The organism is Streptomyces chryseus, from assembly GCF_014650755.1.
Taxonomy (GTDB): Bacteria; Actinomycetota; Actinomycetes; order Streptomycetales; family Streptomycetaceae; genus Streptomyces; species Streptomyces chryseus.
Genome location: NZ_BMVO01000015.1, coordinates 82,029 through 104,573 on the forward strand (window position 1 = coordinate 82,029; position 22,545 = coordinate 104,573).

Annotated in this window: 17 protein-coding genes; 3 read left to right on the plus strand and 14 right to left on the minus strand. The window is 70.9% G+C overall.

The genetic code is table 11. From position 1 onward, the window contains the following. Window positions 1–37: 37 nt before the first annotated feature. Window positions 38–748, minus strand: coding sequence for a ribonuclease HII (gene rnhB, locus IE185_RS21795; protein WP_138897393.1), 711 nt, complete (start codon window positions 746–748; stop codon window positions 38–40). Between the two features lie 61 nt (window positions 749–809). After that, entirely contained in the window at window positions 810–1,439 is a 630-nt protein-coding gene (locus IE185_RS21800) for a TetR/AcrR family transcriptional regulator (RefSeq protein WP_138897394.1), read from the minus strand. A gap of 120 nt (window positions 1,440–1,559) precedes the next feature. Between IE185_RS21800 and IE185_RS21805 the strand changes: the two genes are divergently transcribed. Then, on the plus strand, window positions 1,560–3,116 hold the full coding sequence (locus IE185_RS21805; protein WP_138897395.1) for an MFS transporter: 1,557 nt from the start codon (window positions 1,560–1,562) through the stop codon (window positions 3,114–3,116). Window positions 3,117–3,204: 88 nt separating this feature from the next. On the opposite strand, the gene IE185_RS21810 is transcribed toward IE185_RS21805, so the two are convergent. The 4 genes from IE185_RS21810 to IE185_RS21825 all read right to left on the minus strand — a co-directional run bounded on the left by IE185_RS21810 (window position 3,205) and on the right by IE185_RS21825 (window position 7,679). Continuing rightward, entirely contained in the window at window positions 3,205–5,004 is a 1,800-nt protein-coding gene (locus tag IE185_RS21810) for a DUF4153 domain-containing protein (protein ID WP_229843630.1), read from the minus strand. Between the two features lie 331 nt (window positions 5,005–5,335). Then, window positions 5,336–6,244, minus strand: coding sequence for an ADP-ribosylglycohydrolase family protein (locus tag IE185_RS21815; protein ID WP_138897396.1), 909 nt, complete (start codon window positions 6,242–6,244; stop codon window positions 5,336–5,338). Further along, a complete protein-coding gene (locus IE185_RS21820) occupies window positions 6,241–6,915 on the minus strand; it encodes a histidine phosphatase family protein (protein WP_138897397.1) in 675 nt (224 codons plus the stop codon). Before IE185_RS21820 ends, IE185_RS21815 begins: the two co-directional genes overlap by 4 nt. A gap of 158 nt (window positions 6,916–7,073) precedes the next feature. Further along, window positions 7,074–7,679: a YdbC family protein gene (locus IE185_RS21825; RefSeq protein ID WP_138905834.1), complete on the minus strand. Its 606-nt coding sequence runs from the start codon at window positions 7,677–7,679 to the stop codon at window positions 7,074–7,076. A 190-nt stretch (window positions 7,680–7,869) separates the two neighbouring features. Between IE185_RS21825 and IE185_RS21830 the strand changes: the two genes are divergently transcribed. Further along, a complete protein-coding gene (locus tag IE185_RS21830; RefSeq protein ID WP_138896254.1) occupies window positions 7,870–8,394 on the plus strand; it encodes a TerD family protein in 525 nt (174 codons plus the stop codon). A 100-nt stretch (window positions 8,395–8,494) separates the two neighbouring features. Here the strand turns inward: IE185_RS21830 and IE185_RS21835 are convergent, their stop codons facing one another. The 3 genes from IE185_RS21835 to nrdR form a co-directional block, all read right to left on the minus strand. Further along, window positions 8,495–9,235, minus strand: a complete 741-nt coding sequence (locus IE185_RS21835) for a class I SAM-dependent methyltransferase (RefSeq protein WP_138896255.1) — start codon at window positions 9,233–9,235, stop codon at window positions 8,495–8,497. Window positions 9,236–9,535: 300 nt separating this feature from the next. Next, a complete protein-coding gene (locus tag IE185_RS21840) occupies window positions 9,536–12,439 on the minus strand; it encodes a vitamin B12-dependent ribonucleotide reductase (RefSeq protein ID WP_138896256.1) in 2,904 nt (967 codons plus the stop codon). A 125-nt stretch (window positions 12,440–12,564) separates the two neighbouring features. Then, on the minus strand, window positions 12,565–13,083 hold the full coding sequence (gene nrdR, locus IE185_RS21845) for a transcriptional regulator NrdR (RefSeq protein WP_138896257.1): 519 nt from the start codon (window positions 13,081–13,083) through the stop codon (window positions 12,565–12,567). A gap of 459 nt (window positions 13,084–13,542) precedes the next feature. On the opposite strand from nrdR, the gene lexA reads away from it, so the two are divergent. Continuing rightward, a complete protein-coding gene (gene lexA / locus IE185_RS21850; protein WP_138896258.1) occupies window positions 13,543–14,328 on the plus strand; it encodes a transcriptional repressor LexA in 786 nt (261 codons plus the stop codon). A 120-nt stretch (window positions 14,329–14,448) separates the two neighbouring features. On the opposite strand, the gene IE185_RS21855 is transcribed toward lexA, so the two are convergent. From IE185_RS21855 to IE185_RS21875, 5 genes are read right to left on the minus strand one after another with little or no spacing between them, the layout of a single operon-like run. Beyond that, window positions 14,449–16,419: an ATP-dependent DNA helicase gene (locus IE185_RS21855; RefSeq protein WP_138896259.1), complete on the minus strand. Its 1,971-nt coding sequence runs from the start codon at window positions 16,417–16,419 to the stop codon at window positions 14,449–14,451. Between the two features lie 55 nt (window positions 16,420–16,474). Next, entirely contained in the window at window positions 16,475–18,346 is a 1,872-nt protein-coding gene (locus tag IE185_RS21860; protein ID WP_138896260.1) for an IucA/IucC family protein, read from the minus strand. Window positions 18,347–18,406: 60 nt separating this feature from the next. Next, window positions 18,407–19,132, minus strand: a complete 726-nt coding sequence (locus IE185_RS21865) for a GNAT family N-acetyltransferase (protein WP_189715786.1) — start codon at window positions 19,130–19,132, stop codon at window positions 18,407–18,409. A gap of 40 nt (window positions 19,133–19,172) precedes the next feature. Next, on the minus strand, window positions 19,173–21,083 hold the full coding sequence (locus IE185_RS21870) for an IucA/IucC family protein (protein ID WP_229843631.1): 1,911 nt from the start codon (window positions 21,081–21,083) through the stop codon (window positions 19,173–19,175). A gap of 28 nt (window positions 21,084–21,111) precedes the next feature. Further along, on the minus strand, window positions 21,112–22,530 hold the full coding sequence (locus IE185_RS21875; RefSeq protein ID WP_138896404.1) for a diaminobutyrate--2-oxoglutarate transaminase family protein: 1,419 nt from the start codon (window positions 22,528–22,530) through the stop codon (window positions 21,112–21,114). Window positions 22,531–22,545 lie beyond the last annotated feature (15 nt).

Genomic DNA, 22,545 nt, shown 5'->3' on the forward strand with positions numbered 1-22,545 from the left:
CCGCTGAACGCAGCGGCGGGTGGGCACATGCGTGCGATCAGAAATCGAAGCCGAGCTGGCCCCCGCTTTGCAGAGCAGCGGCCTCCGCCGAGATCCGGGTCTTCTTGAGGTGTGCCCACTGGGGCAGCGCGTCGAGATAGATCCAGGACAGCCGGTGGTACGGAGAGGGCCCCCGCTCCGCCAGCGCCGCCTTGTGCACGGGCGAGGGATAGCCCGCGTTGGCCGAGAAGGCATAGGCGGCCAACTCCTCGGACCCGTGCTCCAGTTCGGCCATCATCGCGTCCCGCCGCACCTTGGCGATCACCGAGGCGGCCGCGACCGCGATGCAGGACTGGTCGCCCTTGATCACCGTACGGACCTTCCAGGGCTGCCCGAGATAGTCGTGCTTCCCGTCGAGGATCACCGCGTCCGGCCGCACCGGCAGCGCCTCCAGGGCGCGTACGGCGGCGAGCCGCAGGGCGGCGGTCATGCCGAGCGCGTCGATCTCCTCGGGCGAGGAATGGCCGACGGCGTGCGCGGTGACCCACTTCTCCAGGACCGCGGCCAGCTCGGTACGGCGCTTCGGACTGATCAGTTTGGAGTCGGTGAGCCCGTCGGGCGGACGGCGCAGACCGGTGACAGCCGCGCACACAGTGACGGGTCCGGCCCACGCTCCGCGCCCGACTTCGTCGACACCAGCGATGACCTTCGCCCCGGTGGTGGCGCGCAGTGAGCGCTCGACGGTGTGAGTGGGTGGTTCGTACGGCATGGCGCCTGCCAGGTTACGCCGCCGGGGGCCGCGCGCGACACCCCGGGCCCGTCCCCGGCGTTCAGCCGCCTGTCGGACGCAGCAGCGGCACCATGATCCGGTCGACCATCTCGGCGATCTCCTCGTCCGGCCATTCGCTGCCGCACACCTTCGAGCGGTACATCATCAGGCCCGGGATGACGTCGAAGACCAGGTCGCTCGTGGCATCGGGGCGGACGTCCCCCCGGTCGATCCCCCGGCGTACGACCTCACGGAAGAGCCGGTTCGACGGCTCGATCACGCGCTGGACGATCATCGCGTGAAACCGCTCGGCCACCTCGCTGTCGCATTCGTAAAGCACCGAGCGCAGGGCGAAGCCGGGCTTGGAGTACATCGCTCCGCGCATCTGCCGGCAGAGCTGGTAAAGATCTTCGCGGATGCAGCCCCGGTCCGGAGCCTCGTCGAGGACCGGCATCCCGGCCCGCAGGGCGTCGGCGACGAGGTCCTCCTTCGACGGCCAGCGGCGGTAGACCGCGGCCTTGCCCGTCTGCGCGCCCGCCGCGACGCCCTCCATGGTGAGTGCGTTCCAGCCGACCGTACTCAGCTGCTCCAGGGCGGATTCCAGGATCGCCCGCTCCAGTACGGGTCCGCGGCGCCGCAGCGCGACCGGCTGCACCTTGGCAGCCGCGGTGGTCCAGCGCGAAGTGACCATCTTTTTCTCTCCGTTGGGGACAAGGGCTTCAGTGAACGCTTGCGTTCACTGAGGGGGAATCCCTACCGTTGACACGACAGTGAACGCACCCGTTCACTAATTCACTTGCGGGGGGACCATGTGACCACCTCTCAGTTGGCTGCACCGCACCGGCCGGGCGCGGCCCGCCGGCAGGGGCGACCCGGGATCGCCCTCACCGTCATAGCCGCCCTTCAGCTCATGGTGGTGCTCGACAGCACGATTGTGAACATCGCGCTCCCGGACATCCAGACCGCTCTCTCCTTCAGTACGACCGACTTGTCCTGGGTGGTCAACGCCTACACCCTGACGTTCGGCGGGCTGCTGCTGCTCGGCGGACGAGCGGGCGACATCCTCGGCCGCAGGCGCGTGTTCGTCTTCGGCGTGCTGCTCTTCACCTTCGCCTCTCTGCTGTGCGGCATCGCGCAGGAGCCGTGGCAGATGCTCGCCGCGCGGGCGCTGCAGGGCGTGGGCGGCGCCATCGCCTCGCCTACCGCGCTGGCGCTGATCACGACGACGTTCCGCGAAGGCCCCGAGCGCAACCGGGCGTTCGGCATCTTCGCCGCCGTCTCGGCCAGCGGCGCGGCGATCGGGCTGCTGGCGGGCGGCATGCTCACGGAGTGGCTCGACTGGCGCTGGGTGTTCTACGTCAACCTGCCGATCGGCATCCTCATCGCCGTCCTGTCGCCGGTGTTCATCAACGAGTCGGAACGCCACGCCGGCCGCTTCGACCTCATGGGCGCGCTCACGTCGACCGTGGGCATGGCGGCTCTGGTGTACGGGTTCATCCGCGCCGCCGACGACGGGTGGCGGGACGCTCTCACCCTGGGATCGTTCGCCGTCGCCGTCGTCCTGCTGATCGCGTTCGTGTTCAACGAGCGGCGGGCGCCCGACCCGATCACGCCCCTGCGGATGTTCGCCGACCGCAACCGCTCGGGAACGTACGCGATCATGATGAGCCTCGCGGCGGCGATGTTCGGCATGTTCTTCTTCATCGTCCTCTTCGTGCAGAACGTCCTGGGGTACAGCCCGATCACGGCGGGTCTGGCGTTCCTGCCGGTGACCGTGATGATCGTGGTCGCGGCCGGGCTGTCCTCCAAACTGCTTCCGGTGCTCGGTCCGAAGCCGTTCCTGGTCGCGGGGGCGGTGTTCACCGGATCGGGCATGGCCTGGCTGACCTTGCTGGATCCCGCGGGGTCGTATCTGGGCGCCGTGCTCGGTCCGATGCTGCTCTTCGGCTTCGGCATGGGTCTGGTCTTCGTCACGGCCACGCTGACGGCGGTGTCCGGCGTGGCTCAGCACGAGTCGGGCGCGGCCTCCAGTCTGCTCAACGCCACACAGATGGTGGGTGGTTCCCTGGGCCTGTCGATTCTCATGACGGTCTTCGGCTCCGCGAGCCGGGACGAGGCCGAGCGGCAGCTTCCGTCGTTCCTGAAGGAGGCGACACCGGCGCAGCAGGAAGCTTTCGCCAAGTCTCACGAGCTGCCGGCCCCGTGGGGCCACCACGTCCTCGCCGAGGGCATATCGACGGCGTTCTGGGCCGGTGTCGGCCTGGTCGCACTCGCCGTGGTCATCGCGCTGTTCGTCATCCGGGTGCGCAAGAGCGACCTGGAGGCGCTGAGCGGGACGGCGGGCGCGGCGGGACCCGGGGCGGTCTGAGACGAACCTGCCCCGTACGAACGGCAAAGGGCCGGGGGCGGAGCCGCGGTTCGGCTCCGCCCCCGGCCCGTCGTCATCGGCCGGCCGCTCAGTACTCGTCGTACAGACCGCGTCCGGTCCCGTACGTGCCGAGCTCGCGGCACTGCGCCTCGTCGACGTCCAGCGGGCGCTCCGCGAGGATCTCCCGCGCCCGCACCGCGCCGAGACTCGTGGCGTACCAGGGCTCGTCCCCGCCGTCCAGACGTCCCGCGATGCCCACCAGCGCACAGGACCGCTGCGGCTCCGGCAGCGTGTCCAGGGCGGGCACGGCGTCGGCCGACAGGTCCTGGAAGTAGTGGACGTCGAGTTTCCGCGTGTCGTGGAAGCGCGCCACGTTCTGCTCCGCGACCAGCCCGTCCGGCGAGACCAGGCCGAAGGCCAGTACTGCCACTGCCGCGCTCGCGGCGACCGCACGGGGCAGCAGCCGGGACCCGAGCACCCCGGCCGCCATGATCAGTACGATCACCACGCCCAGCCACAGTTCGACCGCCGCCACCGAGACGCGCAGCCTGGTCAGGCCGTACGCGTCGACGTACAGGTCCATGCGGCGCAGCGCGGACGCGACGACGACCAGCGTGAGCACGCACAGGGTGCCGAGCACCGAACGCACCAGGGTGCGGTCGCGGGCTCCGCCGCGCGGGGCCCAGCGCAGAGCGAGGGCGATGACCAGGAGGACCAGCAGGGTGGCCCAAAGCAGCTGCCAGAAGCCCTGCCGGGCGTACTGGGCGTACGTCAGCCCGGTCGCGCTGAGCACTTTGTCGTAACCGCCGAACAGGACGGCCAGCTGGACCGCGATGAAGGCGGCGAAGAGGAGGTTCAGCACGACCAGCGGAAGCGCCCACTCCGATCGGCCGCGCGCACGCCCCGGACGTATCTCCAGCCGGTCCCACCGCATCGGCGCGGCGGCGGTGCGGGCAGCGGCGAGCGCCCCGAGAAGGCCGAGCGCGAAGAGGAACGTCCGCCACGGGCCGTCCGCCACGGAGACGTCGGGCGTGAGTCCGCCGAGCAGATCGGCGAAGGCGGCGTCCGCGGAGGCGAAGAGCGCGCCGAAGACGATCAGCAGGACGACGGCGACGAGGGTGGTACGCACCATGGGCGCCCAGCGGCCGCGGGACACCTCCGCCCGTTCGCGCAGTCCGCGCCAGGCCCACGCCGGACCGGAGCCCAGCGAGCCGAAGATCCCCAGCGAACCGACGAGGATGCCGGCCCACGTGCGGTTGCCGTGCAGCGCCAGCGATCCGAGCGCCAGCGCGGAACTGACGGCGAGGAACGTGGGCCAGCCCGCGTCGCGCAGCGCCGGAATCGCCAGCAGGGCCAGGCCGCCGGCCGCCCACACGAGCGTCCAGGGCCGAAGGCGGCGGCCGGCCGCCCGGGCGGCGAAGTACGCGGCGAGCGCGGCCGGGACGGCTACGACCAGCAGATTGGGGCCGAGCCCCTCGCCGAGCAGCAGGGCGCTCAGCAGGGCGGTGGCCAGGGCCGCCCCGAACGTGGCGGGCCGGATACCGGCCGGCGGCTCGGGCCGTACGTCGGTCAGCCATTTCGGCGGGCCGGGCGGCTGCCTCGGCGCGCCGGGGGGCGGCGGCCAGGGCTGGTAGCGCTGGGGCTGGGTGGCCCTGCTGTGCTGCTCCCGGTACGACATGGTGGCCGCCGGCGCCGCAGCGGCGGCCTGCGGCGAGGGCCCCGGGCTGTCGGCGGCCTCGGACTGCCGGGGCGGCGCGGAGGTCTCGGACGGGGCGGACTGCGTGGACGGCGGCGACGACGGCTCGGACGGTGCGGACTGCGTGGACGGCGGCGACGGCTCGGACGGTCTGGACGGCGGTACGGATGGCGTGGACGGCGTGTCGGACACGGGACCCCCTCCCGACCGGGCAGGGGACGGCAGGGTGCCGCGGCCGTGCCCGGTGTCTTGTCAGCGCACGCCCGACATGATCAACAGGGCGGCGTGGCCCGTCAGACTAGCTCCGGAGCCCGCGACCCCGGCGCTGCCCGGACCGGGCTGTGGCAGGACCGTGACAGACACGGAACCCGCGCATCCGGAGAACGCACGGCGCCACGGCAGCGTGGTCATCGGACAGCGCTGCCTGCCGAGGGCGGCCACCGCCCGGGTACGCCGCGCCCGGCCTGTCGCGGTGCGGCCGACGCCACCCGGCGTCGCGGCACCTCGCCGCGCGAGCGCGGCGTCAGACCGCCTGGGCGGGGACCCATCCGGGCAGTTCCTCGGTCCGTTCCAACCAGGCCGCCGGCGGGGCTCCGGCCTTCCCCGCGGCGACCACGCCGCCGAAGATGGCGCAGGTCGTGTCCACGTCGCCGCCCACCTGCGCGGTGCCCCAGAAGCCCTGCTCGAAGTCGCCCAGGGACCGGGCGGCCGACCAGAGGGCGAACGGCACCGTGTCGTGCGCGCTCGTACGCCGTCCGCATCCCAGCACCGCGGCCACGGTCACGGCGTCGCCGTAGTCGAGCATGTCCCGGGCGCGGCGCAGACCGGCCCCGACCGCGCTGCGCGGCACCAGCGCGATCACGCCGTCGAGCAGTTCGGCCGGCGTCGGCGGCCCTCCGGGAGCGGCGGCGAGCGCGGCGGCAGCGGCCACGGCCATCGCCCCGACCACCGCCTCACGGTGCTGATGCGTGACGTACGCCGAGATCTCGGCCTGGTGGGTGGCCTGCTCGGGGTCGTCCGCGTACCAGGCCCCGAGCGGCGCGATGCGCATCGCGGCGCCGTTGCCCCAGGAGCCCTGCCCCTTGAAGAGCGCGGCCGCGAGCTCGCGCCAGTCACCGCCCTCCCGGATCAGCCGGAGCATCCGGTTCACGGCAGGGCCGTAGCCGCGGTCGAAGTCGTGGTGGTCGGCGAAGGAGCGGGCGAGCGCGTCCTGGTCGATACGGCCGTGCTCGGCGAGCACGGCCAGGACCGAGCAGGCCATCTCGGTGTCGTCGGTCCACTGCCACGGCGCGGGCGGCAGCTCACGCCTTTTGAGCAGCGGGTAGTTCACGGGGACAAAGAACTGGGAGCCCAGGGCGTCTCCCAGGCACAGCCCACGCAGGCTGGCCAGGGCGCGTTCGAAGCGCCGGACGGTGGAGGAGTCAGCGGTCATCGCTCCGCCACTCTATCCGGACAGCCGTACGGCTCGGGAGCCCTCCAGCGCTCGAAGGGCCGGTCAAGGGCGTACCGCCCGTCCTCCCCCAGCACCAGCGACCGTGTTTCGCCGTTGCGCGGATTGCGCAGCGACTCGAAATCCGCCACCGTCCAGTGGAACCAGCGCATGCAGAAGAGCCGCATGGTCAGGCCATGGGTGACGAGGAGCACGTTCGGCGGATGGTCGGGCGCCTCGAAGCTGCGGAACAGGCTCTCCAGGAAGGCGCCGACACGGTCGTACACGTCGGCCCCGGACTCGCCCTGCGCGAAGCGGTAGAAGAAGTGCCCGTACGCGTCCCGGTACGCCTTCTGCAGCCGTACGTCGTCCCTGTCCTGCCAGTTTCCCCAGTCCTGCTCGCGCAGCCGGGGCTCCTCCCGCACGCGCACCCGCTCCGGGTCGAGCCCGAAGGCGGCGAAGGTCTCGTGCGTGCGGCGGTACGGCGAGACGTAGGCGCTGACCCGCTCGTCGCCGAACAGCCCCCGCAACCGCTCGCCGGTCTCCCGCGCCTGGCGCAGACCGGCTTCGGTGAGCCTGAGCGCGTGGTCCGGCTCACGCTCGTACACCGAGTCGTCGGCGTTGCCCTCCGACTGCCCGTGCCGGACGAGAACGATGCGCCGCGGTCGTGCCATGCCCACACCCCAGAACGTGAGATCGGATGCGGCTCGCCGGGCAGCCGCCCAGCCTCCATCCAGCGTATCCGCCCGTCGAATCGTCGGCGCAGCAGGCGGGCACGGGGCCCGCCCGCACGAGGCGACGGACCGCCTGATCAGGGGAGCGGACCGCCTGATCACACCGTCCAGGACGGGTCCAGCTGTACGACCGCGCCCGACAGCCCCGCCACGTCGGCGTCGGTCTGCGCGCGCAGCGACAGGCGCTCCACCCGCTCGGCCCGGTACTTCCCGTGCTCGGCGGCGGACTGCCACATCGACAGCACCAGGAACTCGTTGCCGGGCGCCTCGCCGAACACTCCTCGCAGCATCCCGGGCGATCCCGCCATCGCCGGATTCCAGACCTTCTCCTGCATCAGCGAGAAGTGCTCGACCCGGCCCTCACGCACCTTGCAGTGCGCAACCCGCACCACGTCGGCGTCCGTGAACCGCGGTTCGAAGCCCGTCTTGACGTCGAACCGGTAGTCGAAGAGACCGACTTGGATGTTCTTGTACGTACCGGCCTGGGCAGCGGCGAGCCGGTCGTGCGAGCGCGCCATGAACGAGTCGTAGAACGCACGGCTCTCCCAGAAGGAGAAGATGTGTGCCACCCCCGGCCGCTCACGGCTCCAGCCACCGCCCTGGCCCCGGAAACCCGGTTCCCCCGGCAGCCCCGCCCACTTGCGCTGCCCCCGCTCGAAACCTCGACGGTCGATCACCGTGCAGCGCATCCACTTGACCAGCACCGCGCCATCGTACGGCCAGGAACGCGCACCCCGTCACGCCTGCGGCGCACTTCACCCCTGACCGACACGCGCCGAACGGGCCACGACGCGAGGCGAGTTGTCGGTGGCCGGGGCTAGCCTGGTCCCCAGGTGCACGGTCGCACCGCTCGCGCCGGTGATCTCCGGCAGGATTTCGAGGAGGGGAAGACCGGTGGGCAGTCTCAACAAAGGGGTCGGCAAGGTCGAAGTGACGCTCAGGTGGGACCCCAGTCCCCTGGGCGAACCGGCGCACGACCTCGACATAGTCGCCGCGACGTACACCGTCGAGGACCCGCACGGCAGCCCCGCGTACATCGTGCACTTCGACAGCCGCTCGCCGGACGGCACCATCACCCTCAACAGGGACAGCCGGGACGGCCAGGGCTTCGGCTTCGACGAGGCCATGACCCTGGAGCTCGACCGGCTGGCGCCCGCGTACACCCGGGTGGTCGTGGGAATAGCGATCCAGCAGCGCGGCGGCAGGACGACGTTCGGCGCCATAGGGAATGGGGGCTTCCGTATTCGCGAGGGCTACACCGTGCTCGCGGAGGACGGCTTCACCGACGTGTCCGCGTCGACCGCCGCGACCATCGCCGAGTTCACGCGCAACGCCTCGGGGGTCTGGGACTTCCGCCACGTCGTCCGGGGTTTCGACACCGACCCGAGCTCCTTCGTCAGTTCCATGGGAGCAGCCTGACCTGACGGCCGCGCGCGTACACCGGGAGACGCGGAGGGCGGCGAGCCCGCAGGCCCGCCGCCCTCCGCTGCTCAGTGGCGGCCGGATGTCCGGTCGGCCGTCAGGCGCGGCAGCGCGCCATCTCCAGTGGGGGATTGGCGAGACAGTCCGCCCAGAAGTCCGCACCGAACTCGCGCACGCCGGCGTCCGACACCTCCAGCGGGACCCAGGTGACCTCGCTGAAGCCGGCCGCCCTCAGGCACTTCTCGAAGACCTCGCGGCGCGGCAGGGTGCTGACGATCGTGATCGGCGGATCGAGCAGCGCCGTGGTGCGGACTCGCGGTCCGGCCTCGGCCTCCTCGCCGGTCAGCTCGGTGACGAAGCCGTACTTGGCCAGGGAGGGACCGGCGAAGTCGTAGTCGGGCGACTGGTTGAACAGGAAGAACTCGGCGCCGGGCGCCAGGCTCTGGTGCGCGTTGCGGCACATCCGCTCCATGGCGGCGACATCCTGCGCGTAGTTGAGCAGCTGGACCGCCACGGCGACATCGAAGCGCTGCCCGTGCGGCCGGAATTCGGCCACGTCGCTCACCTCGTAGCGCACACCCAGCGGATCGCGCTCCTCCAGATGTCGTGCCACGGCGACCATCTCACTGGAGATGTCGACCCCGAGCACCTCCGTGGCGCCGCGTCGCCTGAACTCCCTGCTGTAGAAGCCGGTGCCGGAGGCCAGGTCGAGGACCGACTTGCCGCGCACGTCCCCGACCATGGCCAGGAAGCTGGGCACCTCCCCGTACCGCACCAGCGGCAGCGCCTTGAAGCCCTCGAACGCCTCACCGATCTCGTCGTACTGCTGCACGCTCATCGTGATGTCCTCCCCTGTGCTTCGTCAGGTCCTCGGCCTCGGCCTCCCACCCCCGGGACACGCCGCGGCCGCTGCGAGGCAGTCTTCCCGCAGCCCGGCAGACCGTCGTACTGGCGAAAGCCACAAAGCTGCGGCCGTCGTCCCGGCCTTCGTACGGGCGGACTCGCGGGTTCAAGCGGGCGTACGGCTCCGGCACGACGAAGGGGACCGGCCGTCGGCCGGTCCCCTTCGGGTGCTGTTGATCAGCTACCTGTGCACGTCAGGTCGGATGTCGTGTGTCCGACGTGATCGCGCCCCGTATCAGCTGCAGCCGCTGGTCGAGCCGCAGCCCTCGCAGATGTAGCAGCTGCCCGCACGCTGCATCTTCGTACCGCAGGAGAAGCACAGCGGCGCGTCCGCGCTGATGCCGAGCTGCATCTCGACGAGTTCCGCCGAGGTGTGCGCCTGCTTCTGCTCCGGCACTGCCTCCGCCTTGGGGGCGGCGGCGACCGGCTTCAGCGTCTCCGTCTGACGTGGGGCGGACTGGGCCAGACCCTCGACGTCGACGTCGTCGTCGTCCATCGACGGCTCGTACGAGCCCGTCTCCAGGTGACGCTGACGCTCCTCGGCGGAGTGGATGCCGAGCGCGGAGCGGGTCTCGAAGGGCAGGAAGTCGAGCGCCAGGCGACGGAAGATGTAGTCGACGATCGACTGCGCCATCCGCACGTCCGGGTCGTCCGTCATGCCGGCCGGCTCGAAGCGCATGTTGGTGAACTTCGAGACGTACGTCTCCAGCGGGACGCCGTACTGCAGACCGACCGAGACGGCGATCGAGAAGGCGTCCATCATGCCCGCGAGGGTCGAACCCTGCTTGGACATCTTCAGGAAGACCTCACCGAGACCGTCGTCCGGGTAGGAGTTGGCGGTCATGTACCCCTCGGCCCCACCCACCGTGAAGGAGGTGGTGATCCCCGGGCGGCCCTTGGGGAGGCGCTTGCGCACCGGGCGGTACTCGACGACCTTCTCGACCGCGGCGCGGATCGTCTCCTCGGTCTTCTCCGTGACCTCGGCCTTGACGTCCTTCGTCTTGGCGGAGAGCGGCTGGCCGACCTTGCAGTTGTCGCGGTAGATCGCGAGCGCCTTGACGCCCATCTTCCACGCCTCGAAGTAGACCTCTTCGACGTCCTCGACGGTGGCCGTCTCCGGCAGGTTCACCGTCTTGGAGAGCGCGCCGGAGATCCACGGCTGGATGGCCGCCATCATGCGGACGTGGCCCATCGCGGAGATGGAACGCTCGCCCATCGCGCAGTCGAACACCTCGTAGTGCTCCTGCTTCAGACCGGGGGCGTCGATCACGTTGCCGTTCTCGGCGATGTGGGCGACGATCGCCTCGATCTGCTCCTCCTGGTAGCCCATACGACGCAGCGCCTGCGGCACCGTGCCGTTGACGATCTGCATCGAGCCGCCGCCGACCAGCTTCTTGAACTTGACCAGCGCGAGGTCGGGCTCAAGACCGGTCGTGTCGCAGGACATCGCGAGACCGATGGTGCCGGTGGGCGCGATGACCGAGGCCTGCGCGTTGCGGAAGCCGTTCTTCTCACCGAGGCGCAGGACGTCCTGCCAGGCCTCCGTGGCCGCGGCCCAGATCGGCGAGTCCAGGTCGTCCACGCGCGGGGCGACGGCGTTGGCGTCGGAGTGCTGCTTCATGACGCGCTTGTGGGGCTCGGCGTTGCGGGCGTAGCCGTCGTACGGGCCGACGACCGCGGCCAGCTCGGCGGAGCGCCGGTACGACGTACCCGTCATCAGCGAGGTGATGGCGCCGGCGAGGGAACGGCCGCCGTCGCTGTCGTACGCGTGGCCGGTCGCCATGAGCAGCGCGCCGAGGTTGGCGTAGCCGATGCCCAGCTGACGGAAGGCGCGGGTGTTCTCGCCGATCTTCTGCGTCGGGAAGTCCGCGAAGCAGATGGAGATGTCCATCGCGGTGATGACCAGCTCGACGACCTTGGCGAAGCGCTCGGACTCGAAGGACTGGTTGCCCTTGCCGTCGTCCTTGAGGAACTTCATCAGGTTCAGCGAGGCCAGGTTGCACGAGGTGTTGTCCAGGTGCATGTACTCACTGCACGGGTTCGACGCGGTGATCCGGCCGGACTCGGGGCAGGTGTGCCAGTTGTTGATGGTGTCGTCGTACTGGATGCCGGGGTCGGCGCAGGCCCACGCGGCCTCGGCCATCTTGCGGAAGAGCGACTTCGCGTCGACCTCCTCGATGACCTCGCCCGTCATCCGGGCGCGGAGGCCGAACGTGCCGCCCGTCTCGACCGCCTTCATGAACTCGTCGTTCACGCGGACCGAGTTGTTGGCGTTCTGGTACTGGACGGACGTGATGTCGTCGCCGCCCAGGTCCATGTCGAAGCCCGCGTCGCGCAGGGCGCGGATCTTCTCCTCCTCCTTGACCTTGGTCTCGATGAAGTCCTCGATGTCGGGGTGGTCGACGTCGAGCACGACCATCTTGGCCGCGCGGCGCGTGGCACCGCCCGACTTGATCGTTCCGGCGGAGGCGTCGGCGCCCCGCATGAAGGAGACCGGACCGGAGGCGTTGCCGCCGGACGAGAGCAGTTCCTTGGAGGAACGGATGCGGGAGAGGTTCAGGCCGGCGCCGGAGCCGCCCTTGAAGATCATGCCCTCTTCCTTGTACCAGTCGAGGATCGACTCCATGGAGTCGTCGACGGCGAGGATGAAGCAGGCGGAGACCTGCTGCGGCTGGGGCGTGCCGACGTTGAACCAGACCGGCGAGTTGAAGCTGAAGATCTGGTGCAGGAGGGCGTACGCCAGCTCGTGCTCGAAGATCTCGGCGTCGGCGGGAGAGGCGAAGTAGTCGTACTCCTCGCCGGCCTTCCGGTACGTGTTCACGATCCGGTCGATCAGCTGCCGCAGACCGGTCTCGCGCTGAGGCGTACCGACAGCCCCGCGGAAATACTTGCTGGTGACGATGTTGACCGCGTTCACCGACCAGAAGTCGGGGAACTCGACGCCACGCTGCTCGAAATTGACCGAGCCGTCGCGCCAGTTGGTCATGACGACGTCACGACGCTCCCAGACCACCTCGTCGTACGGATGCACGCCGGGCGTGGTGTGGATGCGCTCGATGCGCAGGCCCTGCCGGGCCGCAGCCGCTTTGGAACCCTTGGTACGGGAACCCCGTGCCGGGCCGCTCGCCGTCTCTGTCATGCCGCCTCCCATATACGTACAAAAACGCTCTGACGTGCCCATTTCTTCCCGGGGCACGTGGTGTGTCTGATGTTCCGGACGCCGCGAAGGGGCGACCGGAACAGGTCTGGTCCGCCGCCGGTCGGTCAGTCGGCGGCAGTGGCGGGCACGGGGACCTCGGGGGTCGCGCCGGGCCCGCAATCGCAATCGTTCACAGGTGGCCGCTCTTCACGGAGCTCCGCGATGGCGGCCTCGAAGTCCTCGAGTGAGTCGAACGCCCGGTACACGGACGCGAAGCGCAGGTACGCGACAAGATCGAGTTCCCGCAATGGGCCGAGTATGGCCAGCCCCACGTCGTGGGTGGTCAGCTCGGCGCTTCCGGTGGCGCGCACCGCTTCCTCGACCCGCTGGCCGAGCTTGGCGAGGGCGTCCTCGGTGACCGGCCGCCCCTGGCACGCCTTGCGCACACCGGAGATGACCTTGGTACGACTGAAGGGTTCCGTGACACCGCTGCGCTTGATCACCATCAGTGAGGCGGTCTCCACCGTGGTGAAACGGCGGGAGCAGTCGGGACACTGACGGCGCCTGCGGATCGACGTTCCGTCGTCGGTGGTGCGACTGTCGACGACGCGGCTGTCGGGGTGCCTGCAGAAGGGACAGTGCATGGATCCCAACCCTCCTTCACAGCACGACTGAATAGCCTCGGCAGCCCCACCAGGGGCCCTTCGAAGCGGTCACCAGCATAGGTGATGGGAGGGGTCTCGGCGCACCGGGGACCCACTTGGACCACAACTTGTGGGCGGCTGTAGCCATGCGACTACTAGATCTAGGGTCTGGGTGCATTTTCTGCACTTCGCGCGTGTCGCGGCGCCCACGGCGGTCCGCCGCGGTACCGCCCGCGCCACCGACACGCTGACGGCACCCCCACCGGTGCTCGGCCCAGCCGCGAAGGTTACCGTAATGGCCCGAATTGCTATTCGACGCAAAGGCCTCTCATACACCCCGTCGCGCGTTCGAGAAAGCCATTCTGCGCTTTTTCACTCGAACGTGTGTTTGGCGCAACCTTTCGAAAGCAACTACCGTTGTCCACACCAGGGAGAGAGAACATCTCGAGAGGGGCCGACGTGACCACCACCGCCGACAGTGCAACTATCACTGCCCAGGACCGATCCCAGAGCCGACTCGAGCCGGTGCATGCCATGAACGAAGCAGCCAAGAATCCGGAGGGCCCCAAGCCCTCACGCTCGCTGCCCGGCCGACCTCCAGGAATCCGGGCGGACAGTTCCGGCCTCACCGATCGGCAACGACGGGTCATCGAGGTCATCAGGGACTCCGTGCAACGACGAGGATATCCGCCGTCGATGCGCGAGATCGGTCAGGCGGTGGGCCTCTCCAGCACCTCTTCCGTGGCCCATCAGCTGATGGCTCTCGAACGCAAGGGCTTCCTGCGCCGCGACCCGCACCGCCCCCGGGCGTACGAGGTGCGGGGTTCGGACCAGCCGAGCACCCAGCCCACCGACACGGCCGGCAAGCCCGCCGCGTCGTATGTCCCGCTCATCGGCCGGATCGCGGCGGGCGGGCCGATCCTCGCCGAGGAGTCGGTGGAGGACGTCTTCCCGCTCCCCCGACAGCTGGTGGGCGACGGAGAGCTCTTCGTCCTCAAGGTCGTGGGTGACTCCATGATCGAGGCGGCGATCTGTGACGGTGACTGGGTGACGGTCCGCCGCCAGCCGGTCGCCGAGAACGGCGACATCGTGGCCGCGATGCTGGACGGCGAGGCCACGGTGAAGCGGTTCAAGCGCGAGGACGGCCACGTGTGGCTGCTTCCGCACAACGCCGCCTACCAGCCGATCCCCGGCGACGAGGCGACGATTCTCGGCAAGGTCGTGGCAGTGCTGCGACGGGTGTGACACCTCGCCGGTCAAGGACCGGGCCCCTGGAACCCACTGCGCCGGTTCCGGGGGCCCGTTTGTGTTCGTGGCTTGCCCTAGGAGGGCGGTGCGCCGCCGAGCCGTCGGCGCCCCCGCCGCCTACTTCCCCTCGGCCTCGGCCGCCGCGTTGATCGCGGACAGCGAGCGCCGCACCTGGTTACGGTCCGTGGTGTACCAGAAGTCCGGCAGTGACGCCCGCAGGTAGCTGCCGTACCGTGCGTTCGCCAGCCTCGGGTCGAGCACGGCGACGACACCGCGGTCCCCCGAGGCCCGTACGAGCCGTCCCGCGCCCTGGGCCATCAGGAGCGCCGCATGCGTGGCCGCGACGGCCATGAAGCCGTTGCCCCCGGCCTCCTCGACCGCCTTCTGGCGGGCGCTCATCAGCGGATCGTCCGGGCGGGGGAACGGAATCCGGTCCATGACCACGAGCTGGCAGCTCGGCCCCGGCACATCCACGCCCTGCCAGAGCGACAGCGTGCCGAACAGGCACGTCTTCGGGTCCGCCGCGAAGTTCTTGATCAGCTCGCCGACCGTTTCCTCGCCCTGGAGCAGGATCGGCATGTCGAGCCGGCCGCGCAGCTCCTCGGCCGCCGCCTTCGCCGCCCGCATGGACGAGAAGAGTCCCAGCGTCCGGCCCCCGGCCGCCTCGACGAGCTCGGACAGCTCGTCCATCATGTCGCCCCGTGAACCCTCACGGCCCGGGGTGGCCAGCTGGCGGGCGACGTACAGGATCCCCTGCTTCGGGTAGTCGAAGGGCGAGCCGACGTCGAGTCCCTTCCAGACCGGGACGTCCTCCCCCTCGGTCCCCTCCGGGGACAGCCCGAGGGAGGCGCCCACGCCGTTGAAGTCGCCGCCGAGCTTGAGCGTGGCGGAGGTCAGGACGACGGACCTCTCGCTGAAGAGCTTCTCGCGCAGCAGCCCGGACACCGACAGCGGGGCGACGCGCAGGGAGGCGCCGTACCGGTCGTGCCGCTCGAACCAGACGACGTCGTACTCGGAACCGTTGGCGATCCGCTCGGCGACGCCGTGGACGCTCTCGACGGCCGCGAGCGCCTGCTTGCGTACGGCGTCCTCGTCCTGGACGGACTTGTCGCGGGTCGAGCCGATGGCGGAGATGACGTTACGGGCGGCGTCCCGCAGCGCCATGAGGGCGTACCCGAGGTCCTCGGGGATCTCCACGAGACGCCCGGGGAGCGCGAGCTCCATGATTCGCTCGAAGGACTCGGCGGCCGTCTGGAGGGCGTCGGCGGCCTTCTCGTTCACCAGCTTGGCCGCGCGACGGACCGCCCGGTTGACCTGGCCGGGGCTGAGCTCGCCGGTCGCGACCCCGGTCACCCGCGAGACCAGCTCGTGCGCCTCGTCGACGATCAGCACCTCGTGCTGCGGGAGCACCGGGGCGCCCTCGATGGCGTCGATGGCCAGCAGGGCGTGGTTGGTCACGACCACGTCGGCGAGCTTGGCGCGCTCGCGGGCCGCCTCCGCGAAGCACTCCGCGCCGTACGCGCACTTCGAGGCGCCGAGGCACTCGCGGGAGGAGACGGAGACCTGCCCCCAGGCGCGGTCGGAGACGCCGGGGGTGAGGTCGTCGCGGTCGCCCGTCTCGGTCTCGTCCGCCCAGTCCCGCATGCGCAGGAGGTCCTGGCCGAGCTTGCTGGTCGGCGCGGCGGCTTCGAACTGGTCGAAGAGACCGTCGTCTTCTTCCTGCGGCACGCCCTCGTGCAGCCGGTGCAGGCAGAGGTAGTTCGACCGCCCCTTGAGCATGGCGAACTCGGGGCGCCGGCGCAGCAGCGGATGCAGCGCCTCGACCGTACGAGGGAGATCACGCTCCACGAGCTGGCGCTGGAGGGCCAGGGTCGCCGTCGCCACGACGACGCGCTCGCCGTGGGCCAGGGCCGGCACCAGGTAGCCGAGGGACTTTCCGGTGCCGGTGCCGGCCTGGACGAGCAGGTGGGAATTGTCGTCGATGGCTCCGGCCACGGCCTCGGTCATGGCGACCTGGCCGGGCCGCTCCGTGCCGCCGACGGCGGTGACGGCGGCATGGAGGAGCTCGGGGAGTGAGGGCTTCGTCATAGCCCGTCCAGCCTACGGGGCACCACTGACAACCCGGGTCGCACCGGTGACGGCGTCAGGACGGGTGGAGCGGGTTGGGGACGGTTCCGTGCACGGCGGCGTGCGGGCGGTTGGGCCGGTCCCGGTAGCCGTCGAGGTGCAGGCGGTTGCGGTTGAGGCACAGCCGCTCGATCCGCGGAGTGAGCAGGTCGAAGATCTCGTACCGCTCCTTGAGCTCGGGAAAGCGTGCCTGGTGCCGGAGGATTTCTGCCCGTACGAGTGACCAGAAGTCGTTCTCGGGAACGCCCAGTTGTTCCTCGCACAGAGGAGCCAGATAGCGGAATACGCCGACGAACAGACCGGAATGGATGAACTGCGTCAGGAAGGCGGGAGGCTCGGTCAGCAGCACCTCGCGCACGTCGTCGGGCATGGAGTCGTGCTCGGGAAGGGGCCGCGCGCTCACGTTCACGTCGTCGACGAAGTCCTTGATCGCGAGCCGCACCGGGATGTCGTGATCGTCGAACACGACGATGGCGTTCTCGCCGTGCGGGGAGAAGACCGTGCCGTAGCGGTACAGGAAGTGCAGCAGCGGCGGCAGCATCGCGGCGAACAGCCGCTGGAGCCACACGGCCGGCCCAAGGCCCGAGCGGTCGACGAGCTCCGCGGTGAAGGCACGCCCCTCGGGGTCCGTGTGGAGGAGGGACGCGAGCGTACGGGCGCGCTCCCCGGGGGCCAGCCGCCCGGTGAGCGGCTCGCGCCAGATCGCGCCGAGCAGTTCCTTGTACTGGTAGGGCACCTCGGGGAGGCCGTCGTACAGGGGGTGCTCGACGGCGACGGAGGCGACTTCCCCGAGGAGGATCACTCCGCACTCGTCGCGCAGGAAGGGGTCGCCGTCCCGCAGGCCGTGCACCCAGGCGGTGACGGCCGGCGCCGCCAGGGTGCGCTCGGTGGGCAGTCCGCGCCAGACCAGTGTGTTCAGGACGGCGAGCGGCAGTTTGACCGTGTGCCGGTCGGGACGGCTCGTGTTGAGGAAGGTGCGGATCGACTGCTGAGGCAGACGTACGTCGCCGTCGGTGGGCAGCGGCACGATGGCGCCCTGGGCGACGGCGGGCCCGAAGAGCGGCAGCACCACTTCGTCCCACTGCCACGGGTGCACGGGCAGGTAGAGGTACCGCGCCGGGTCCAGGTCGCGGGCGCGCAGTGCGGCGGCGAAGGACTCGCGGGTGGGGGCGTCGAGCTCACGCGCGTAGAGATGTTCGGGCGTGGCGAGTAACGGGACGCCGCGATAGCCGGCGATCTCCGTGCTGACGGCGATCCAGGGAAGCGTGGCCGGGGTACGGGCCTCGGGGGCCCAGCGGGCGGTGTCGGTGGCGGAGAAGCCGAGGCGGCCCTTGTTCAGGACGAGCCAGGGGTGTCCGGTCTGGTGCCCTTCGAGTTCCGCGTAGCCGAGGTCGGCGAGGTGCGCGGCGGACACGGCGGTGTGGTCGAGGCGGGCGTCGGCGGCCAGGGTGCCGCTCAGCTCGCGGATGAGGTGGCCGAGGGTGGCGCCGTCGAGTGCGAGCAGGCGGTGGGCGCGGACCAGGAAGCGGAGCGGGTCCCCGAACGGCAGGCTCCCGGGGTCCGCGTCGGCGGCCTCGTCCTCGGCTGCGCCCTCGCGGGTTCCGGCGTCGCGCTCGCGGATCTCGATCGTGTCGGGGTGCACCCGCCAGCTGCCGTACGCCCCGCGCGCCGCCCGGAACGCGAGGGTCGCGCCGTCGTCGAGCAGGAGGGTGTGACGGTCGCCGGGTGGCTGCGGGACCGGTTCGATGATCTCCTCGTACGCGAACTCGCCGAGCATCTTGGCGAGGAGGCGACGCGCTGCCCGGTTCCAGGTGCCCGGTTTCAGCTCGGGCGGGGCGAGCAGCGGGAGCGAGTCCTCGAAGTCATGGGCGACGGCGGGCTTCGGCACGGGGACTCCTCGGGGTGGAACCCAGTCGGGGCGAGCGGTGTATGAGAAGGAGCGGGTTGATCACAGCAGGTTTCGCAGGGCGCGGTCGCGGACCATGAGCGCGGCCCGTTTGTCGGGGAGGTCGAGTTCCGCTGAGAAGCGGAAGCCGGCCCCGAGGAAGGCGGAGACGGAGGGGGCGTTGCGGATGTCCGGTTCGGCGACGACACGTGCGCAGGCGGGGCGGTGGTCGAGTACGAGGTCGGCGACGGCTCTGAGGAGGGTCGTGCCGAGACCGCGGCCGCGGTCGGCGACGCCGCCGACGAGGAGGTGGACACCGGTGTCGTTCGGGCGGGCCGGATAGTGGCGGGCCAGCGGGTCGAGGTCGGCGCGGTAGATCTCCCAGTAGCTCATGGGCACGCCGGCCAGTACGCCGAGACAGGGTGCGCTGCGGCCGTCACCGTCGAGCTGGGGGCGCAGGTGGGCGGCGGTGACGTCTTCCGGACCCGCCAGTTCCCAGAACGCGGCGACGGCCGGATCGTTCATCCACCGGCTGATGAGCGGCAGGTCCCGTTCGATGCGTACGGGCACGAGCTGGAACGGGCCCGCTTCGGTGGGGACGGGGCCCCAGTCGGCGGGGGCGTCGAGGAGGCGGCCGGCGGCGGGCCCGGGGGCTGCCGCCGGCGTGTCGTCACCGAACAGCGCGATGAGCTCGTCGGTCAGCCGCAGGTCGAGGGTGTCCTCGGTGCTGGATCCGGCGCGGGGAGCGGAGTTGGTTCCTGCGTCGGTGCTCGCATCGGTGGGAGGCACGGCGACGCTCCTCTCAGCAGTTCGGTCGGGGCACGTTCCTTCAGGTGCGAAGGGGGTTGGCGATGGTGACGTACACGGACTGGGTGTCGACGGGGCCTTCGAGCTCGTCGAGACCGTGCAGACGGGTGAGCAGGTTGGCCTTGCAGCGGAGGCTGGGGGTCTCCAGGAGCTGTGCGGGCAGCGGGGAGCCGAGTGCGGTGCTCTTGCCGAGGAACTGGCGGAAGGCGGCGATCAGCACGCGTTCGTCGGCGAGCCGTTCGGCGCCGAACGCTCCGATGAGGCCGAGGACGTTGTTGATGCCGAGGTAGTACGCGAAGCGTTCGTCGGTGACGGCGTCGGGGACGAAGGTGTCGCTGATGGCGCCGATGCCGGGGAGGCGGCGTTCGAGCCGGTCCCGGTGCGACTCGCGGAAGTAGTAGCCCTGGTTGTCGCGGTAGCGGCCGCCGACGGGCCAGCCGTCGGGGTCGAGCAGCACCAGGGTGTTCTGCTGGTGCGCCTCCAGTGCGACCCCCGCCGTGCCGTCCAGCCAGAGCACCGGGCGTACGACGTGGTCGAGGTAGCGCAGGAACCACTCGGCGGCGACGGCTCCGGTGGGCCGGCCGGTCCGGGCGGCGAGCCGGGCGACGACGTCGGCGAGCCGGGAGTGCATGCCGGTGCGGCCCGGCCAGGGGCGCGGGGCGGTGAGTCCGGCGATGCAGACGGCGTCGTCGGAGGGGCCGAACGGGTTGTGGCGCAGCAGAGCGTCGAGTCCGGGCACCGGTTCGCCGTCCACGGTGTCGACGGCGAGCCACGCCGGGTCCCGGACGATGTCGAAGCCGGGGTGGGCGGACTGCCATTCCTCGGCCAGCCCGGCGCGCAGGAGGCGGTGGACCTCGACGCCGCGGTGGAGTTCCTTGCGGAGGTTCTCACGGCGGGAGTTGGTGATGCGTACGCCGAGGGAGAGCTTGAGCATGACGGGGGCGCCGGGGCGGTGCACGGTCCGGACGGAGGAGGTGGGGTGCCACCGGGCGCCGTGCGGGCCGAGGTCGTGGAGGAGTCCCTGCTCCAGGAGTGCCGCGACGGCGGGCCGGTGCCGGAGCTCGCGGGCCTGCCACGGGTGGAGGGGCAGCGGGACCGTGCCGTCGGGCAGGCGCAGACCCTCGGCGAGGCGGACGGCGAGTTGCTCGACGGGTACGGTGCGGCCGCGCTCGGTCCAGGCGGAGTCCTCGGCCAGTACGGACCGGTCGACAGCCATCCAGTGGAGCGGGAAGGAGCCGTGCAGCTCCGGCGAGTAGAGCTGCGCTTCGGCGTCGGAGAGCCCCTCGCGGCTCTTGGGGGTGGGGTGCAGCGGATGTCCGAGAAGGAGTGACTGTTCGGCGCTGAGAAACAGGTCCGCCTCTTCGGCGGGACCGGGGTGCGCGCGCCGCTCGGCGATGAACCGGGTGGTGCGCCGGACGGAGTCGGCGACCCTGCCGACCAGGTCCGCGCCTTCGCGCTGCCCCGCCTCGCGGCCGAGGAGTGCCGCGACCGTGACGGCGTCGGCGGGCGGCGCCCCCTTCGGGCCGCCCTCCAGTGACGGCATGCCGAAGCGGTGCCATCCGCCGGCCGACCAGTAGCGGACGGGGACCAGCAGGGCGGTTCCGCTGGCGTCGAGCGGGACGCGGAGGGTCGGCCCCTGGGGCCGGGGGAAGTCCTTCTCCCGGATCCAGCACCTCAGCAGGTTCTCCACGGCCGCCGCCTCCGCGGCCGTGTGCGGATCGGGGTGGTCCAGCAGATCCTCCGCGGCGGCCGGATCCGGACCCGCTGTCTGCGGGCGCCCGGACGCGCGCTGCTCCTCGTGGGGGCTGCCCTTCTGCCGGGGCACCTTGGCCTCGTCGAGCGCGAGGGGGCGGTGCGCGGGGCCCTGTCCTCGGTCGTGGGCGCTGGGACGGTCGTCGGCCTCGGACGCGTCGGATGCGGGGGTGGGGTTCACGGGGTCTTCCTTGGGACGAGGTCCGGGGTCAGTTCGAAAGCCCGGTCTGTTGCCGGCGGTACGGGGAGCGTTCGGCGGCCGACAGGGCGTCGGCCAGACGGTCGAGGACCGCTGTGGCCTGTTCATCGGTGAGAGTGAGGGGAGGCAGCAGACGGACGACGCTCGAATGGCGCCCGCCGAGCTCGACGATCAGTCCGCGCTCCAGGCACTCCTGCTGGACGGCGGCGGCCAGTGCGGGCGCCGCCGGGGGGACACCGGTGGACGTACGGACGCCGTCCTCCCGGCCCGTCCGGCGGCCCGCGCCGTCGGGGTCGGCCTCGGGGTCGACGAGTTCGACGCCGATCATCAAGCCCCGGCCGCGTACGTCCCCGATGCAAGGATGGTCGGCCGCGAGCCCCTGCAACCGGCCCGTCATGCGTGCGCCGAGCACGGCGGCCCGCTCCGCGAGCCGGTTCTCGCGCACGTACGCCAAGGTGGCGGCGCCTGCCGCCATGGCGAGCTGGTTGCCTCGGAACGTTCCGGCGTGCGAGCCCGGCTCCCAGGCGTCGAGGTCGTCCCGGTAGACCACCACGGCCAGGGGAAGACTGCCGCCGATCGCCTTGGACATGACCATCACGTCGGGCACGATGCCGCTGTGCTCGACCGCCCAGAAGGTGCCGGTTCTGCCGACTCCGGTCTGCACCTCGTCGGCGATCAGTGGAATGGAGCGGTCCGCCGTGATCCGGCGCATCCGGCGCATCCAGTCGTCCGGAGCGGGAATCACCCCTCCCTCGCCCTGCACCGGTTCGAGGATCATCCCGGCCGGGGACGTCACGCCGCTCTTCGGGTCGTCGAGGAGGTTCTCCGTCCAGCGGGCGGAGAGTTCCGCGCCGCGTTCGCCGCCCGCGCCGAAGGGACACCGGTAGTCGTACGGGTAGGGCAGGCGCGTCACCCGTACGTCCTGCGCGCCGCCGGAGGCGTCGAGGGCCCCGGCCGTCATGCCGTGGTACGCCCCGGTGAAGGCCAGCAGTCCGCTGCGGCCGGTGGCGGTGCGGACGAGCTTGAGCGCGGCTTCGACCGCGTCCGTGCCCGCCGGGCCGCAGAACTGCACCCGGGCGTGGTCGGCGAGCTCGCGGGGCAGCGTCTCGAACAGCTCGGTGGTGAAGGCGTCCTTGACGGGGGTCGCGAGGTCCAGCACGTGGAGCGGCGCACCCGAGTCGAGAACCTTCTTGACCGCTTCCAGGACCACCGGGTGGTTGTGACCGAGCGCCAGCGTCCCGGCGCCCGAGAGGCAGTCGAGATAGCGGCGCCCGTCCGCCCCCTCGATCGTCAGCCCCCGCGCGCGTACGGGCACGATGGGAAGGGACCGCGCGTACGTACGGGCGGAGGACTCGCGCAGCGACTGACGCCGCAGGATTCCCTCGTGAGCAGCGGTCAGCACCGCAGCGGCTGGTTCGGTCACGGCCACGTCTGTTGGTCCTCC

Coding starts and splice junctions, on each gene's coding strand:
- nrdR (WP_138896257.1), bottom strand. CDS start 13,083: ATGCACTGTCCCTTCTGCAGGCACCCCGACAGCCGCGTCGTCGACAGT.
- IE185_RS21815 (WP_138897396.1), bottom strand. CDS start 6,244: ATGACCGCTGACTCCTCCACCGTCCGGCGCTTCGAACGCGCCCTGGCC.
- IE185_RS21820 (WP_138897397.1), bottom strand. CDS start 6,915: ATGGCACGACCGCGGCGCATCGTTCTCGTCCGGCACGGGCAGTCGGAG.
- IE185_RS21840 (WP_138896256.1), bottom strand. CDS start 12,439: ATGACAGAGACGGCGAGCGGCCCGGCACGGGGTTCCCGTACCAAGGGT.
- rnhB (WP_138897393.1), bottom strand. CDS start 748: ATGCCGTACGAACCACCCACTCACACCGTCGAGCGCTCACTGCGCGCC.
- IE185_RS21835 (WP_138896255.1), bottom strand. CDS start 9,235: ATGAGCGTGCAGCAGTACGACGAGATCGGTGAGGCGTTCGAGGGCTTC.
- IE185_RS21800 (WP_138897394.1), bottom strand. CDS start 1,439: ATGGTCACTTCGCGCTGGACCACCGCGGCTGCCAAGGTGCAGCCGGTC.
- IE185_RS21855 (WP_138896259.1), bottom strand. CDS start 16,419: ATGACGAAGCCCTCACTCCCCGAGCTCCTCCATGCCGCCGTCACCGCC.